The sequence below is a fragment of the Silanimonas sp. genome, assembly GCF_027531545.1.
In the GTDB taxonomy this organism is placed as follows: domain Bacteria; phylum Pseudomonadota; class Gammaproteobacteria; order Xanthomonadales; family Xanthomonadaceae; genus Silanimonas.
Map to the genome: position 1 here is coordinate 523,626 of NZ_JAPZSC010000006.1, position 14,047 is coordinate 537,672.

Annotated in this window: 13 protein-coding genes; 3 read left to right on the forward strand and 10 right to left on the reverse strand. The window is 69.8% G+C overall.

From position 1 onward, the window contains the following. Positions 1–83 precede the first annotated feature (83 nt). Entirely contained in the window at positions 84–629 is a 546-nt protein-coding gene (locus O9280_RS06740; RefSeq protein ID WP_298340446.1) for a response regulator, read from the forward strand. 40 nt (positions 630–669) lie between these two features. Here the strand turns inward: O9280_RS06740 and hutU are convergent, their stop codons facing one another. The 8 genes from hutU to O9280_RS06780 all read right to left on the reverse strand — a co-directional run bounded on the left by hutU (position 670) and on the right by O9280_RS06780 (position 9,448). Continuing rightward, complete coding sequence (gene hutU / locus O9280_RS06745; RefSeq protein WP_298340448.1) at positions 670–2,340, reverse strand: urocanate hydratase; 1,671 nt, start codon at positions 2,338–2,340, stop codon at positions 670–672. 106 nt (positions 2,341–2,446) lie between these two features. Beyond that, the gene (locus O9280_RS06750; protein ID WP_298340449.1) at positions 2,447–2,773 is read right to left on the reverse strand and encodes a Na+/H+ antiporter subunit G; all 327 of its coding nucleotides are present in this window, start codon (positions 2,771–2,773) and stop codon (positions 2,447–2,449) included. A 5-nt stretch (positions 2,774–2,778) separates the two neighbouring features. Continuing rightward, positions 2,779–3,051, reverse strand: coding sequence for a K+/H+ antiporter subunit F (locus O9280_RS06755; RefSeq protein ID WP_298340451.1), 273 nt, complete (start codon positions 3,049–3,051; stop codon positions 2,779–2,781). After that, complete coding sequence (locus tag O9280_RS06760) at positions 3,048–3,530, reverse strand: Na+/H+ antiporter subunit E (RefSeq protein WP_298340453.1); 483 nt, start codon at positions 3,528–3,530, stop codon at positions 3,048–3,050. The genes O9280_RS06755 and O9280_RS06760 overlap by 4 nt, the downstream gene beginning before the upstream one ends. After that, positions 3,530–5,071 (reverse strand): monovalent cation/H+ antiporter subunit D, encoded by a 1,542-nt coding sequence (locus O9280_RS06765; protein WP_298340454.1) that lies wholly within the window; start codon positions 5,069–5,071, stop codon positions 3,530–3,532. Before O9280_RS06765 ends, O9280_RS06760 begins: the two co-directional genes overlap by 1 nt. 5 nt (positions 5,072–5,076) lie before the next feature. Then, positions 5,077–5,427, reverse strand: coding sequence for a Na+/H+ antiporter subunit C (locus tag O9280_RS06770; RefSeq protein ID WP_298340456.1), 351 nt, complete (start codon positions 5,425–5,427; stop codon positions 5,077–5,079). Next, the gene (locus O9280_RS06775) at positions 5,424–8,225 is read right to left on the reverse strand and encodes a monovalent cation/H+ antiporter subunit A (protein ID WP_298340458.1); all 2,802 of its coding nucleotides are present in this window, start codon (positions 8,223–8,225) and stop codon (positions 5,424–5,426) included. Before O9280_RS06775 ends, O9280_RS06770 begins: the two co-directional genes overlap by 4 nt. Positions 8,226–8,236: 11 nt before the next feature. Further along, entirely contained in the window at positions 8,237–9,448 is a 1,212-nt protein-coding gene (locus O9280_RS06780) for a carboxylate-amine ligase (protein WP_298340460.1), read from the reverse strand. A 199-nt stretch (positions 9,449–9,647) separates the two neighbouring features. On the opposite strand from O9280_RS06780, the gene O9280_RS06785 reads away from it, so the two are divergent. Further along, positions 9,648–10,793: a hypothetical protein gene (locus tag O9280_RS06785; protein ID WP_298340462.1), complete on the forward strand. Its 1,146-nt coding sequence runs from the start codon at positions 9,648–9,650 to the stop codon at positions 10,791–10,793. On the opposite strand, the gene O9280_RS06790 is transcribed toward O9280_RS06785, so the two are convergent. Next, the gene (locus tag O9280_RS06790) at positions 10,757–12,076 is read right to left on the reverse strand and encodes a formimidoylglutamate deiminase (RefSeq protein ID WP_298340464.1); all 1,320 of its coding nucleotides are present in this window, start codon (positions 12,074–12,076) and stop codon (positions 10,757–10,759) included. The two genes, O9280_RS06785 and O9280_RS06790, sit on opposite strands and share 37 nt — an antisense overlap. A 99-nt stretch (positions 12,077–12,175) precedes the next feature. On the opposite strand from O9280_RS06790, the gene hutI reads away from it, so the two are divergent. After that, positions 12,176–13,381, forward strand: coding sequence for an imidazolonepropionase (gene hutI, locus O9280_RS06795; protein ID WP_298340629.1), 1,206 nt, complete (start codon positions 12,176–12,178; stop codon positions 13,379–13,381). Positions 13,382–13,387: 6 nt separating this feature from the next. Here hutI and O9280_RS06800 read toward each other — a convergent pair whose 3' ends face one another. Next, a complete protein-coding gene (locus O9280_RS06800) occupies positions 13,388–13,996 on the reverse strand; it encodes a hypothetical protein (protein ID WP_298340466.1) in 609 nt (202 codons plus the stop codon). Positions 13,997–14,047 lie beyond the last annotated feature (51 nt).

Here is a 14,047-nt window from a genome sequence, read left to right on the forward strand (position 1 = left end):
GCCGGGGCGTTTTCCTACCCCGGACCGCTTCACCCCCACGACGGCATGTGCGAGCCTGCTGTCGTCATCTTGCGGAGCCTCCAGTGAGCCTGATCGACCGCCTCAAGCGCTTCCTCGCCCAGTCCACGCCGACCGGCAACCCGGAAGACGCCGTCAATCGCTCCGAGCTCGAGAACGAAACGCGCAACGCCCCCAACGGGATCGAGCGCCGGCTGCTCGACCGCCGCAACGCGCGCGAAGGCACCCGCGCCCTGATCATCGACGATTCCGCGACCGTCACCGCTGCGCTTGCGCGCATGCTGCTGCAGAACCGCTACCAGCTCGAGACGGCGGGCGATGCCGAGAGCGGCCTCGCCAAGATCGCGGCGAACCCGCCCGAGATCATCTTCCTCGACATCGTTCTCCCGGGCATCAACGGCTTCGAGGCCCTGCGCCGCATCCGCCGCGATCCGGTCAGCAAGGACATCCCGGTGATCATGATGTCCGGCAACGAGCAGGCGACCGAGCAGTTCTATGCCCAACGCATCGGCGCCGACGACTTCATGAAGAAGCCGTTCTCGCGCTTCGAGGTGTTCGCCCGCGTCGAAAAACTGCTCGACGGCGAAGCCGCGCCCAAGCGCGGCGCCTGAGCCCCGCGCCGCCCGCCGCGAACGCGGCGGGCCTGGGCCCTCAACCCAGCATCGGCAAGTCGAGGCCCTTTTCCTTCGCGCAAGCCTTGGCGATGTCGTAGCCGGCGTCGGCATGGCGCATGACGCCGGTGCCCGGGTCGTTCCAGAGCACGCGGCCGAGGCGCTGGTCCGCCGCTTCGCTGCCATCGCAGACGATGACCACGCCGCTGTGCTGCGAGAAGCCCATACCTACGCCACCGCCGTGGTGCAGCGACACCCAGGTCGCGCCGCCCGCCACGTTGAGCATGGCGTTGAGCAGCGGCCAGTCGGACACCGCATCCGATCCGTCCTGCATGGCCTCGGTTTCGCGATTCGGGCTGGCCACGCTGCCGGAATCGAGGTGGTCGCGGCCGATCACGATCGGTGCCTTCAACTCGCCGTTGCGGACCATCTCGTTGAACGCGAGCGCCAAGCGGTGGCGATCGCCCAAGCCGACCCAGCAGATGCGTGCCGGCAGGCCTTGGAACGCGATGCGTTCCTTCGCCATGTCCAACCAACGGTGCAGGTGCGGGTCGTTCGGGATCAGTTCCTTCACCTTCGCGTCGGTCTTGGCGATGTCTTCCGGATCACCGGAGAGCGCCACCCAGCGGAAGGGGCCGACGCCGCGGCAGAACAGCGGGCGGATGTAGGCCGGCACGAAGCCCGGGAAGTCGAAGGCGTCGACGCAGCCGGCTTCCTTGGCCATCTGGCGGATGTTGTTGCCGTAGTCGAAGACCGGGATGCCCTGGTCCTCGAAGTGCAGCATCGCCTCGACGTGCATCCGCATCGAATGCTTGGCCGCTTCGACGACGCGCTCGGGCGCGTGCTTCTGCTCGTCGAGCCAGCGCTCCACCGTCCAGCCGGCGGGCAGGTAGCCGTGAAGCGGGTCGTGGGCCGAGGTCTGGTCGGTCACGGCATCCGGACGCACGCCGCGACGCACGAGTTCCGGAAGGATTTCCGCCGCATTCCCGAGCAGCGCGATGGATCGCGCCTTGCCTTCCGCGCAGTAACGCTCGATGCGCGCCAGCGCGTCGTCTAGATCGGTGGCTTGCTCATCGACGTAGCGGGTGCGCAGGCGCATGTCGATGCTGCTCTGGCGGCACTCGATCGCGAGCATGCTCGCGCCGGCCATGGTCGCGGCCAGCGGCTGCGCGCCGCCCATGCCGCCGAGGCCCGCGGTAAGCACCCACTTGCCGGTGAGGTCGCCGCCGAAGTGCTGGCGCCCCATTTCGGCGAAGGTCTCGTACGTGCCCTGCACGATGCCCTGCGAGCCGATGTAGATCCACGAGCCGGCCGTCATCTGGCCGTACATCGCGAGGCCCTTGGCGTCGAGCTCGTTGAAGTGCTGCCAGGTGGCCCAATGCGGCACCAGGTTGGAATTGGCGATCAGCACGCGCGGCGCATCGGGGTGCGTGGGAAACACGCCCACGGGCTTGCCGCTCTGCACCAGCAGGGTCTGGTCGTCGCCGAGGCGCTCGAGCACCTCGACGATCTTGTCGAAGCTGGCCCAGTCGCGGGCCGCACGGCCGATGCCGCCGTAGACCACCAGCGAGGTCGGGTCCTCGGCAACGTCCGGGTCGAGGTTGTTCATCAACATCCGCAGCGCGGCTTCGGTGAGCCAGCTCTTGCAGCGCATCTGCGTGCCGCGCGGGGCGCGGATGACGCGGGAGGGGTCTTGGCGGGGCGAGGCCATGGCAGGCGTCCGGGACGGAATCGAAGCGCCGATTGTAGGCGAGCGTGCGCAGCACCTCGACCGGCCCGGCCACCGCGTGGCCCGGGCAAGGCCCGGCGGGCTGGGCTCAGTCGCGGGTGTCGGGACGCCGCGGCGGCACCGCCGACGGCTCGCTGCGCATCGCCGCCTTGACCAGCAGGTGCGCCGAGACCGGGGCCGTCAGGAACACGAACAGCGTCACCAGGAACTCGCGGCCGGTGAAGCCACCATGCCACGCGAACCACGCCATCGAGGCGATCAGCGAAAGGCCGATGCCGAGCGTGCTGGCCTTCGTCGGCCCGTGCAGGCGCTTCATGAAGTCGCGGAGCTTGGCCAGGCCCCAGGCGCCGACCAGCGCGAAAACCGCGCCGGCCACGAGCAGTGCGGCGACCACCGCGTCCAACCAGAACGGCATGGCGTTCATTCGACGACACTCCCCCGCAGCAAGTAGCGCGACGCCGCCACGGTGCCGACGAAGCCGAACACGGCGATCAGTAGCGCCGCCTCGAAGTACACCGGGTCGCCCAGCGCGATGCCGAGCACGATGAGCAGGGCCAGCGCGTTGACGTACAGCGTGTCCAGCGCGAGCACGCGATCCACGAGGGACGACCCGCGCAACAGGCGGAAGAACGCCAGCAGCAAGGCCACAGCGAAGGCGCCGCCCACCCAGGGCAACACGGCGGCGGTGATCATCGGAAGATCTCCCTCAGCGGCGCCTCGTAGCGCGACTTCACTTCGGCGGCGACGGCCGCAGCGTCATCGGCGTGGAAGGCATGCACCAGCAGCCAACGCCGGTCCTCGCTCACTTCGCAACTCAGCGTGCCCGGGGTCATCGTGATGATGGAAGCGAACACCGCGATGCCCTGCGGCGAGGCGATGTCCAGCGGCACCCACACGTAAAGCGGATGGATGCGCGACTCCGGCCCGAGGATTCGCAGCGCGATCTCGAGGTTGGCCTTGACGATGTCGTAGAGCACGACCAGCACCAGCTTGGCGGCGACGATCGGCGATGCGAGGCGCGGCGAAGGAATCGCCGGCGCGGGCAACAGGCGAGGCAGCGCCAGCGCGAACAGCACGGCGAGCACGAGTTGGCCGTTCGACAGACCATTGAGCAGCAGCCAAAGGACGGCGACGGCGAGGCTGCTGACGGGATGGGGAATCAAGGCGCGCATCAGCGGGGCACCGTCGTGGGCAGCGGGTCGCGGCCGAGCACGGCCTCGCGATAGGTGGCGGGTTCGGAGAGCTGGGCCGCACTGCCGGCCACGTAGCGCGTGAGGTCGGACGCCATCACCGTCGTGACGATCAGGCCGAACACCAGCATCAGCATCGCGACGCGTTCGCCGAGGGCGGGCGACGGCGGCTGCGGCGCGGCATTGCGGGCGGTCGCCACCGTCGGCGTCTGCCAGAACAGCCGGCTACCGGCGCGCGCAAGCGCAAGGAGGTTCAGCAGGCTGGTGCCGAGGACCACGCTCCACAGCACGATGACCACGCCCTCCGGCACGGCGTACGCGAGCAGCAGGCTCTTGCCGAGGAACCCACCGAAGGGCGGCAGGCCCGCCGCGGCCATCGCCAGCACCAGGAAGAAGCCGCCCAGCCACGCCGGCCGCGCCATGGCCGCCACGCGGCCGACCGCATCGCCACCGTCACGATGGCGCCGCACCCAGTCGCCCAGCAGGAAGAACGCGGCTGCCACGAGCGTGGAATGCACGAGGTAGTAGAGGCCCGCGGCCAGCGCCACGTCGGTGCCGAGGCCAATCGCCATGAACAGCACGCCGGCCGATCCGACGACGAGGTACCCGAGCAGGCCGCGCAGCGTAGGCGAGGCCAGCGCGCCGAGCGCAGCGAGCGTGGCCGTGCCGGCACCCGCCCAGAACAGCAGCGGCTGGACGAAGCCGGCCAGCGCTCCCGCGTCGGCACCGAACAGCAGGCCGTACACACGAATGACGGCGTAGATGCCGAGCTTGGTCATGATCGCGAACAGGATCGCGGCTGGCGCAGAGGCCGAGGCGTAGGTACGTGGGAGCCAGAAGTACAGGGGCAGCAGCGCGGCCTTCAAAGCGAAGACGATCAGCAGCAGCCAGCCACCGGCCTCTACCAGTGGACGCTGCGCCTCCGGCAGCGTGGCGATCCGTGCGGAGAGGTCTGCCATGTTCAGCGTGCCAAGCACGCTGTAAAGCACGCCCACGGCGAGCAGGAACAGGGCCGAGGCGACCAGGTTCAACACCACGTAGTGGAGTCCCTGCCGCAGGCGCTCGCCGCCCTGCCCGTGGAGCAACAGGCCGTAGCTGGCCGCGAGCAGCACCTCGAAGAACACGAACAGGTTGAAGAGGTCGTGCGTCAGGAAAGCGCCGCAAAGGCCCATCAACTGGAACTGGAACAGTGCATGGAAGTGCGGGCCACGCGCGTCGTCGCCGCTGCTGGCAAAAAGGTGGCTCGCGAGGGCAAGCAGCACCAGCAAGCCGAGCATCAGCACCGCGAGCCGATCGGCGAGCAGCACGATGCCGGCGAACGACGGCCAATTGCCCAACTGGTAGACCACGAGCCCCTGGTGCTCGACGGCGAGACCGAGCCCGAGCACCACGAGGCCCAGCACCAGTGTCGCCATCAGCGACAGCGCCCGACGGAAAGCCAGCGACGAGCGATGCAGTACCACGAGCGTGGCGCCGGTGAGCAGCGGCACGACCACCGGCAGCACGGCGATATGGGGAGCCATGCCGCTCATGCGCGCGGCTCCCGGCCGTCGATATGGTCGGTGGCGTTGGCGAGGCGGGCCTGCACCGCCATCACCAGCATGACGGCCGTCATCGCCATGCTGATGACGATGGCCGTCAGCACCAGCGCCTGCGGCAGCGGGTCCGCGTGGTTCGCCAGCAGCGGCGCCACGCCGTCCTTCAGCAGCGGCGTACGGCCGGGCGCCAATCGCCCCGCCGCGAACAGGAACAGGTTGACGGCGTAGGACAGCAGGGTGAGCCCGAGGATCACGTCGAAGGTCCGGGCGCGCAGAAGAAGCCAGAAGCCGCCGGCGGCCAGCACGCCGATGCCCGAGGCGAACAGGAATTCGAGGCTCATCGCTTGCCCTCCGGGCGATGCAGGCGGGTCAGCAGGAAGAGCACCAGCAGCAACGCACCCGCCACCGTGACGTAGACGCCGGTGTCGAAGCCCATGGCGCTGGCGAACGGCACCTTGCCCAACCATTCGCCGACCACCGGGATGGGCAGTTCGACGTAGGGCGTGCTGCTCGTGAGGAAGGGATGGCCGAACGCGAACGCGCCGAGGCCGGTGACGGCCGCGAACAGCAGCCCGACGCCGATCCACGCCGTCCAGTCGTTGCGGAACTGCCGCTCCGCCAGCGCCCGGCCGCCGCCCATGGCCTGCAGGAACACCGCGCCGACGAACACCAGCGCGGCGACGAAGCCGCCGCCCGGCGCATTGTGGCCGCGCAGGAAGAAGTAGAGCGAGACCGCAAGGCCCAACGGCAACAGCCACTGCGAAACCAACTGCAGCATCAGCGAAGGCGCGCCGGGCGATGCCGGGACAGCGACCTCGGGCTGCGGGCGCGCATTCTGCAGCAGGGCGGCGATGATCAGCGCCGCGATGCCCACGACCGCGATCTCACCGAGGGTATCGAGGGCGCGGTAGTCGACGATGATGACGTTGACGACGTTGAGCCCGCCGCCTTCGCTCTGGCTGGTGCGCAGGAAGTACTCCGAGATCGACGCCACCGGCTGGGTCATCATCGCGTAGGCCAACGCGCCGACGATGCCGCCGCCGGCGACGGCCAGCGTGGCGTGGAGGCCGGTTCGCAGCGGCGCGCGTTCCCGCGGCGAGGCCTGCGGCAGGTAGCGCAAGGCCAGCAGGATCAGCAGGATCGACAGCGTTTCCACCATCAACTGGGTCAACGCCAGGTCCGGCGCCGACAGGAACACAAAGGCCAGCGAGACCGCGAGGCCGATGGCGCCGACGACCAGCACCGCGAGCAGGCGCTGGCGGAAGCCGAGCGCCACGGCAAGCGTCGCGACGACGACCACCGCCCACAGCGCCCACGCGCCCGGTCCGGCGGGCAGCGTTTCGCGCGCACCGAAGGCGCCGTCGGCCCAGAAAGCAACCGCGCCCGCGGCGATGGTCGCGGCCACGGTCCAGGCGAGGTATGCCGGCAGGCGGCCGCTCTCAAGCCAGCGAGTGTTCAACCCGGCGATGGCGACGAGAAGCGCGAGGCCGGCCTCGAACGCGCGCTTGCCGAACGAGGCGCGCGGATCGGCGCGCAACGCGCCAAGGCGGTGCAGGAAGGCCCACAGCGCCACGCCACCGACGAGGCCGACCACGCTCATCAGCAACGGAACGTTGAATCCGTGCCAGATCGCAAGCTTGTATTCCGGCAATGGCGCGTTGAGCGCGCCCTGCGCTCCCACGGCCAGCAGCTCGCCGATGGTGAGGTTCGGCAGCAGGCCCACGGCCAGCACGATCAGCACCAGCACCTCGACTGGTACGCGCATGAAGCGCGGTGGTTCGTGCGGCGTGCCGTTGACGCACTTCGGTTCGCCGCCGAAGAACACGTCATGGATGAAGCGGATCGAATAGGCCACGGAGAACGCCGCCGCCAGCACCGCGAGCCCGGGGATGAGCAGATGCAACCCCGCCACCGTCGGCACGTTCAGCGTTTCCGTCAGGAACATCTCCTTCGACAGGAAGCCGTTGAACAGCGGCACGCCGGCCATGGCCAGCGAGGCCGCGATCGCGAGCGCCGCCGTGATCGGCATGTACTTCGCCAAGCCATTCAATCGGCGGAAGTCGCGGGTGCCGGTCTCGTGGTCGATGATGCCGGCCGCCATGAACAGGCTGGCCTTGAAGGTGGCGTGGTTGAGGATATGGAACACGCCGGCCACCAGCGCCATCTCGGTGCCCATGCCGAACAGCAGGGTGATCAGGCCGAGGTGGCTGATGGTCGAATAGGCCAGCAGCCCCTTGAGGTCCTGCTGGAAGATGGCAATGAAGGCGCCGACCAGCAGGGTGAGCAGGCCGACGCTGCTGACGATCAGGAACCATTCTTCGCTGCCCGCCAAGGCCGGGTGCAAGCGCGCCAGCAGGAACACGCCGCACTTCACCATCGTGGCGGAGTGCAGGTAGGCCGACACCGGGGTCGGTGCCGCCATGGCGTGCGGCAGCCAGAAGTGGAACGGGAACTGCGCCGACTTCGTGAACGCGCCCAGCAGCACGCAGAGCAGCGCCGGCACGTAGAGCGGATGGGCCTGGATCTGGGCGGCCGAGGCCAACACCACGTCGAGTTCGAAACTGCCGACGATCCGACCGATCATCAGCACGCCGGCCAGCAGTGCCAACCCGCCCGCACCGGTGATCGCCAGGGCCATCCGCGCGCCGCGGCGAGCCTCGCGTTCGCCGTTCCAGAACCCGATCAACAGGAACGAGGCGATGGACGTGAGCTCCCAGAACACGACCAGCAGCAGCAGGTTGCCGGCAACCACCACGCCCAGCATCGCGCCCATGAAGAGGGCGAGGCTGGCGAAGAAGCGCTGCGGCGGATCGTCGTCGGCCAGGTACCAATAGGCGTAGAGGACGATCAGCGCGCCGATGCCCAGCACGAGCAAGGCGAACATCCACGCGAAGCCGTCAAGCCGCAGCGAGAACGCGAGGCCGATCTCCGGCAGCCAGGGGGCCGAGAAGCGCGGTACGTCGCCACCGAACACCGCCGGGGCCAGCGCGAACAGCGCCGCGAGGCCCAGGACCGCGCCACCGCCAGCCAACGCCGCCGACATCGCACGGCCGGCCCGCGGCATCAGCGCGAGCAGCAGGGCGGCGACGAAGGGTGAAGCGAGTAGGAAGGGCAGTAGCACGGCGAGCCGTCCGTTCAACAAAGTGAAAATTATGCCTCGGCCACGGAGCGATCGGGTCGAGTGTCCGTGAACCGGGGATCGCAACGGGTGTCGAGGCGCTCGTCGCTGCCGATCTTCTGGGTGGTACGCGAGACCAGCCAGTCGACAACCGCGCGGAGGGCGTCGTCATGCCCCGCACCGCCATCGCGGGCCTGCTGGTAGGCCTGCAACTGCGCATGCGCACTGCTGCCGCGCGCCAGCAGGGTCGGCAGCCGATGCAGCACGCGATCGGCCTCCAGCGCAGCGCGGTCCGGCGCAGTCATCGCCAGCAAGGCCTCCAGCCATTCGGTCAGCGGACGCACGCGGCCATCGCGCTCGTCGACGAACTGGGCTTCCATCCCGTCGCGCTTCGCGCGCCAGCGGTTCTCGTCGATGACGCGCCGCGTGTGCCCGTCGTACGGCACCGCGAGCGACGGGTCGCGCACCAGCGCGCGGACGAGGCAGCGGTAAAGCGCGGCGATGATCAGCGAGTCCTCCGCACGCGTGCAGGCATCGGCGATGCGCAGTTCCAGCGTCGGGTAGCGCAGGGCCGGGCGGATCGCCCACCAAAGGAAACTCGCATCGCGCATCGCGCCGGCGTCAACCAGTCGGGCGGCGAAGCCGTCGTAATCGGCCTGGTCGCGGAAGAACTCGGGGATGCCGGTGCGCGGCCATTCGTCGTAGGCGGCCTGGCGGTAGCTCAACAACCCCGTGGCGTGGCGGTTCCAGAACGGCGAGGAGGTGGAAAGCGCGAGGAACAGCGGCAGCCATCGCATCACGCCGTTCATCACCACCACGCGGTCGACGCCCGGAGGAACGGCGACATGCACGTGCAAGCCGCACAGCACGTTGCGTCGCCCGACGATGCCGAAATCCGCCATCAGGCGGGCGTAGCGCGGCTTCTCGGTCGCCTCCAAGCCGGACCAGTGCGAACTGGGATGGGTACCGGCGGCGACCAACCGGTACTGCATCGCCTCGGCCACCTCGGCCAGCCCGGCCCGGCAGGTGTCGAGCGTCTCGGCGGCTTCGTCGAAGTCGGAAAGGACACGGGTCGCGACTTCGATCTGCGACTGCAGCAGCTCCGGCGCGACGACATTGCCGAGCCGAGTGCGGCACGCCTTCAGATAGGCCTTCGGTACCCGTGCCATCAGGCCGCGGGAGCGCGGGTTGACGAGGAAGAACTCCTCTTCGATGCCGAACGTGTAGGGGAAATCGAGCGTCATGCCTTGCCCTTGGACTGGGCGGGGCACCGTAGCGGGCGAGGCCGGCCGGCGGGTTAACCCCGCGTGCCCATTCCGTTCACCGCTCGTGGCGCCCGGGCCTGCCGCCCACGACAGCGCCCACCTGGCTTATGCCAAATCGTCAGTGGACGAGAAAAATATATCGCTTCATCTTGATTGAACGATATATGGAGCTCCCGCCATGCCGCTCTCCCGCCTTCCCTCGCCCTCCGGAGCCCGCCCGGCCGCCCGCCTCGACCTCGTCCTCGTCGGGGCCCGAGGCCAGGTCGGCACCGCGTTCCGCTGCCGCCTCGCCGAGCAGCACGCCGCCATCGCCCGGCGCGCGGGAATCGACCTTCGACTGCTCGCCGCGTTCGACCGCCGGGGGTTAGCCTACGACCTCGAAGGCCTCGCGCCCACGGAGCTCGACGCCGCCCTGCAGCCGCGCCGCGAGGACGCCATCGAAGCCCTGTTTGCGCACCTGCACTCGCCGCGGCAGGCGCCGGCCCTCGTGGTGGACTGCACGGCCAGCGACGCCATCGCGGCACGCTACCCCGAGTGGCTGGCCAGCGGCCTCGGCATCGCCACGGCCAACAAGCGTGCGAACGCCCGCGAGCTCGCGTTCTACCGTCAGATCCAGCGGGCCGCCGCGGCCAGCGGCGCCCCGTATCGCTTCGAAACGACGGTGGGCGCGGCGATCCCGATCCTCGGCCCGCTGCGCGATCTCGCCCTGCGTGGCGAAGGCGTGCGCGCCATCCAGGGCGTGCTTTCCGGTTCGCTGAGTTTCCTGCTGGAGCGCCTGCACGGCGGCGCGCGATTCTCGACAGCGCTCGCCGAAGCACAATCGCTCGGCTACACGGAGCCCGATGCCGGCGAGGACCTGCGCGCCGACGACCTCGTGCGCAAGCTGCTGGTGTTGGCCCGCGAAGCCGGCTTCGCCCTCGAGCCGCACGAGGTGTCGGTGACGCCGTTCGCCGAATGCGCCGCCACCCATCCCGACCAATGGGCCGCGCACCTCGAGGCCGAGGACGCCCGCTGGGCCGCGCGCATCGCCCACGCCAAAGCATCCGGCACGCGCTGGACGATCCTCGCCGAAGTCGATGCGACGGGCGCGCGCATCGCCCTGCGCGAGCTCGATGCGACCTCGCCCTTCGCTACCCTGCCCGCGGGGCAAAACCTCGTTCGCATCGAGACCGACCTGCAGCACGAGCGGCCGCTGTGGCTGGGCGGCCCGGGCGCCGGGCCCGACATCACCGCGGCCGGCGTGCTCAGCGACGTCATCGCCGCCGGACAGTCGCTGGTGCGCGGCGCTCAGGCCGACAGCAGGCGGCGCAGCGTCGCTGCGTAAGCGGCGGCCGCCGATTCACGCTGCGCATGGCGGCCCTCGGCCACCACGCGCCGCCCCGCCACGAAAACGTCGCGCACCAGCGGACGGTTGCCGCAGAACACCCAGCGATCCAGCACGTCCTCCCGGGTGGCCCCCACCATCGCTGGCGCCTCGGCATCGAGCACCAGCGCGTCCACGGCCGAACTCGCGTCGAGCACGCCGATGGCCTGCCCCGTCGATGCCGCCGCGGAGACCGCGACGGCGCGCAGCATGGCCTCGGCATTGCTCCCCGGCCCCAGCAGGGCGCGGCTGCGCTTCTGTTCCACCAGCCGCTGGCCGTACTCCAGCCAGCGCAGTTCCTCGATGGGCGACACCGACACATGGCTGTCCGAACCGACGCCATAGCGCCCTCCCGCCGCGAGGAAGGCACGCAGCGGGAACAGGCCATCCCCGAGGTTCGCCTCCGTCGTCGGGCAGATCGCCACCGTGGCACCGCTGGCGGCGACGCCACGGACTTCCGCCTCGTCGAGGTGCGTCGCGTGCACCAGCGTCCAGCGCGCATCGACCGGCAGCTCGTCCAGCAGCAGTTGCACCGGGCGCCGGCCGTGCGTGGCGAGGCCATCGGCCACTTCCGCCTGCTGCTCGGCGATGTGCAGGTGCACCGGCATCCCGGGCTCGTCGACGGCGGCGAGCACCTCGCGCATCGTCGGCAGCGTCACGGCACGGAGACTGTGGAACGCCACGCCCACGCGCACGCCCGGAGTCGCCGATGACGCGCTGCGCAAGTCGTCGACGAGGCGCACGAACGCATCAGTGGCATGGCCGAAACGTTGCTGGCGTTCGGAGAGCGGGCGGCCGTCGAAACCGCCACGCTGGTAGAGCACCGGCAACAGGGTGAGGCGGAGGCCGACGGACTGCGCGGCGGCGATGATCGCTTCGGCCATCGCCGCCGGCCGCGCATAAGGCCGGCCGTCGACGTCGTGGTGCAGGTAATGGAACTCGCACACGCTGGTAAAGCCGGCCTCCAGCATTTCGATATAGAGCTGGCGGGCGATGGCATGCACGTCGTCCGGCGACAGTGTGGCCGCGAAGCGATACATCCACTCGCGCCACGTCCAGAAGCTGTCGGCGTCGGACTGCTGGCGCTCGGTGAGGCCCGCCATCGCGCGCTGGAAGGCGTGCGAATGCAGGTTGGCGATGCCCGGCACCACCCAGGCCGCGCGCGTCGCGACATCGACCGGCAGCGCAGCCGCCGCGCTCCACTCGCGTCCATCGAACAGCGCATCGGCCTGCAGCAGGGTCATCGGATCGGCTCGCGTGGGTCAGCCGACATGCTAAGGCCTGCGCCGGTATGCTCGCGACTTCCCCATCGATCGAACTCCCTCGTGGCGCCTTCGACCTTCCTGCTGCGCAACATCCGCTTGGTCACGCTCGACGTCACGGGAGGCTACGCACCCCTCGAGGACGCCGCCGTGGCGGTCGTGGAAGGCCGGATCGCGCAGGCCGGGCCGCTCGACGCCATGGCGGACGAGCATCGCGGCCTCGATCCGGTCGATGGCCAACAGGCCCTGCTCACGCCCGGCCTCATCGATTGCCACACCCACCTGGTGTTCGCCGGCGATCGCGCGGGCGAGTTCGAGCAGCGTTTGAACGGCGTGAGCTACGAAGCCATCGCGAAGGCCGGCGGTGGCATCCTCTCGACGGTGCGCGCCACGCGCGCCGCCGACGATGACGCGCTGCTTCGCGAATCGCTGCCACGCGCGCAAGCGCTGGTGGCGAGCGGCTGCACCACGGTGGAGATCAAGTCCGGCTACGGCCTGACGCTGGCCGACGAAGCGAAAATGCTGCGGGTCGCCCGGCGCATCGGCGAGATGCTCGGCATCACGATCCGCACGACCTTCCTCGGCGCACACGCCGTGCCTCCGGAATACGCCGGACGCGCAGACGACTACGTGGCCGCCATCATCGAATGGCTGCCCGCGTTGCACGCCGACGGACTCGTCGATGCCGTCGACGCCTTCTGCGAGCGCATCGGATTCGACGCCGCGCAGACCGCCCGGGTGTTCGAGGCCGCGCGGGCGCTGGGCCTGCCGGTGAAGCTGCATGCCGACCAGCTCAGCGACGGCGGCGGCGCCGCGCTGGTCTCCCAGTTCCATGGCCTCTCGGCCGACCATGTCGAATACACCTCCGAAGACGCCGTGGCCGCGATGGCCGCGGCCGGCACCGTGGCGGTGCTGCTGCCGGGCAGCTACCACTGCCTGCGCGAGACGAAGCAGCCGCCCATCGAGGCCTTCCGCCGCCACGGGGTGCCGATGGCCGTGAGCACCGACCTGAACCCGGGCACCTCGCCCCTGCGCTCGCTGCCGCTGGCGATGTCGCTGGCCTGCACGCATTTCCGGCTCACGCCCGAGGAGGCGCTGCGGGGCGCGACCCACCACGCCGCCACCGCGCTGGGGCTGACCGACCGCGGACGCGTCGCCACAGGCCTGCGTGCCGATCTCGCACTATGGCCAGTGCGGCACCCGGCCGAGCTTTGCTACTGGCTGGGCGCCGTGAGGCCGGCGGCCCTCTGGTCCGCCGGACGCCGCCTGCCCGCGAACGGCGCCTGATCGCCCTCAGAGCGACTGGGCGAGGGTGATCGCTTTCTGGATCTTCTCGGGGTTCGGCGTGCGGAGTTCGGAAACGTTGATCTGCACTTCGCTTGCGCCCTTCACGAAGTAGATCGTGCCCACGCCGGTTTCGCTGGTGCTGTAAGCCTGCTCACCCAGCGAAGGCTGCCGCTGGAAACTCATCGTGGTGGCGGCGAGCTCGCCTCGCGAGGCCAGGTTGGCGAGGGCCTTCGCCTCCGAAACCGGCGTCGCGACGAAGATTTCCACGGTATGGGTGGGCGCGTCCATTGCGAACTCGATGGTGCCGACGCCGGCGTTGTAGGTGCAGCGCGAGTCCCACACGTAGCCGCTGATGCGGGGTTCGACCTTCTGCACCAGCTCGAACACCAGTCCGGGGTAAACCGCGGCCAGTTTCTCCGTCGGCAGCCAAGCGCAAGCATCCACCGGCACCACCGCCTTCAACTGCTCGAGTTCGGGATCGACGACGGACGCCACCGCTGCGGGGGCGGCAGTGGCCTCAGGGGCCGGCGACGCCTCGTCCGAGGCCGGCGCTCCGCAGGCCACGAGGCCGGACACGGCGAGGGTGGTGATCGACAGCATCGTCCAGCGGGTCATCGGCGGTCTCCGTGCAGGGGGGTGCAGGCGACTGTAGAAACCAGGGTCCCT

Excerpts from the sequence above, each read along its gene's own strand:
- hutU (WP_298340448.1), bottom strand. The coding sequence starts at position 2,340 with ATGGCCTCGCCCCGCCAAGACCCCTCCCGCGTCATCCGCGCCCCGCGC.
- O9280_RS06750 (WP_298340449.1), bottom strand. The coding sequence starts at position 2,773 with ATGCCGTTCTGGTTGGACGCGGTGGTCGCCGCACTGCTCGTGGCCGGC.
- O9280_RS06755 (WP_298340451.1), bottom strand. The coding sequence starts at position 3,051 with ATGATCACCGCCGCCGTGTTGCCCTGGGTGGGCGGCGCCTTCGCTGTG.
- O9280_RS06760 (WP_298340453.1), bottom strand. The coding sequence starts at position 3,530 with ATGCGCGCCTTGATTCCCCATCCCGTCAGCAGCCTCGCCGTCGCCGTC.
- O9280_RS06765 (WP_298340454.1), bottom strand. The coding sequence starts at position 5,071 with ATGGCTCCCCATATCGCCGTGCTGCCGGTGGTCGTGCCGCTGCTCACC.
- O9280_RS06770 (WP_298340456.1), bottom strand. The coding sequence starts at position 5,427 with ATGAGCCTCGAATTCCTGTTCGCCTCGGGCATCGGCGTGCTGGCCGCC.
- O9280_RS06780 (WP_298340460.1), bottom strand. The coding sequence starts at position 9,448 with ATGACGCTCGATTTCCCCTACACGTTCGGCATCGAAGAGGAGTTCTTC.
- O9280_RS06785 (WP_298340462.1), top strand. The coding sequence starts at position 9,648 with ATGCCGCTCTCCCGCCTTCCCTCGCCCTCCGGAGCCCGCCCGGCCGCC.
- O9280_RS06790 (WP_298340464.1), bottom strand. The coding sequence starts at position 12,076 with ATGACCCTGCTGCAGGCCGATGCGCTGTTCGATGGACGCGAGTGGAGC.
- O9280_RS06800 (WP_298340466.1), bottom strand. The coding sequence starts at position 13,996 with ATGACCCGCTGGACGATGCTGTCGATCACCACCCTCGCCGTGTCCGGC.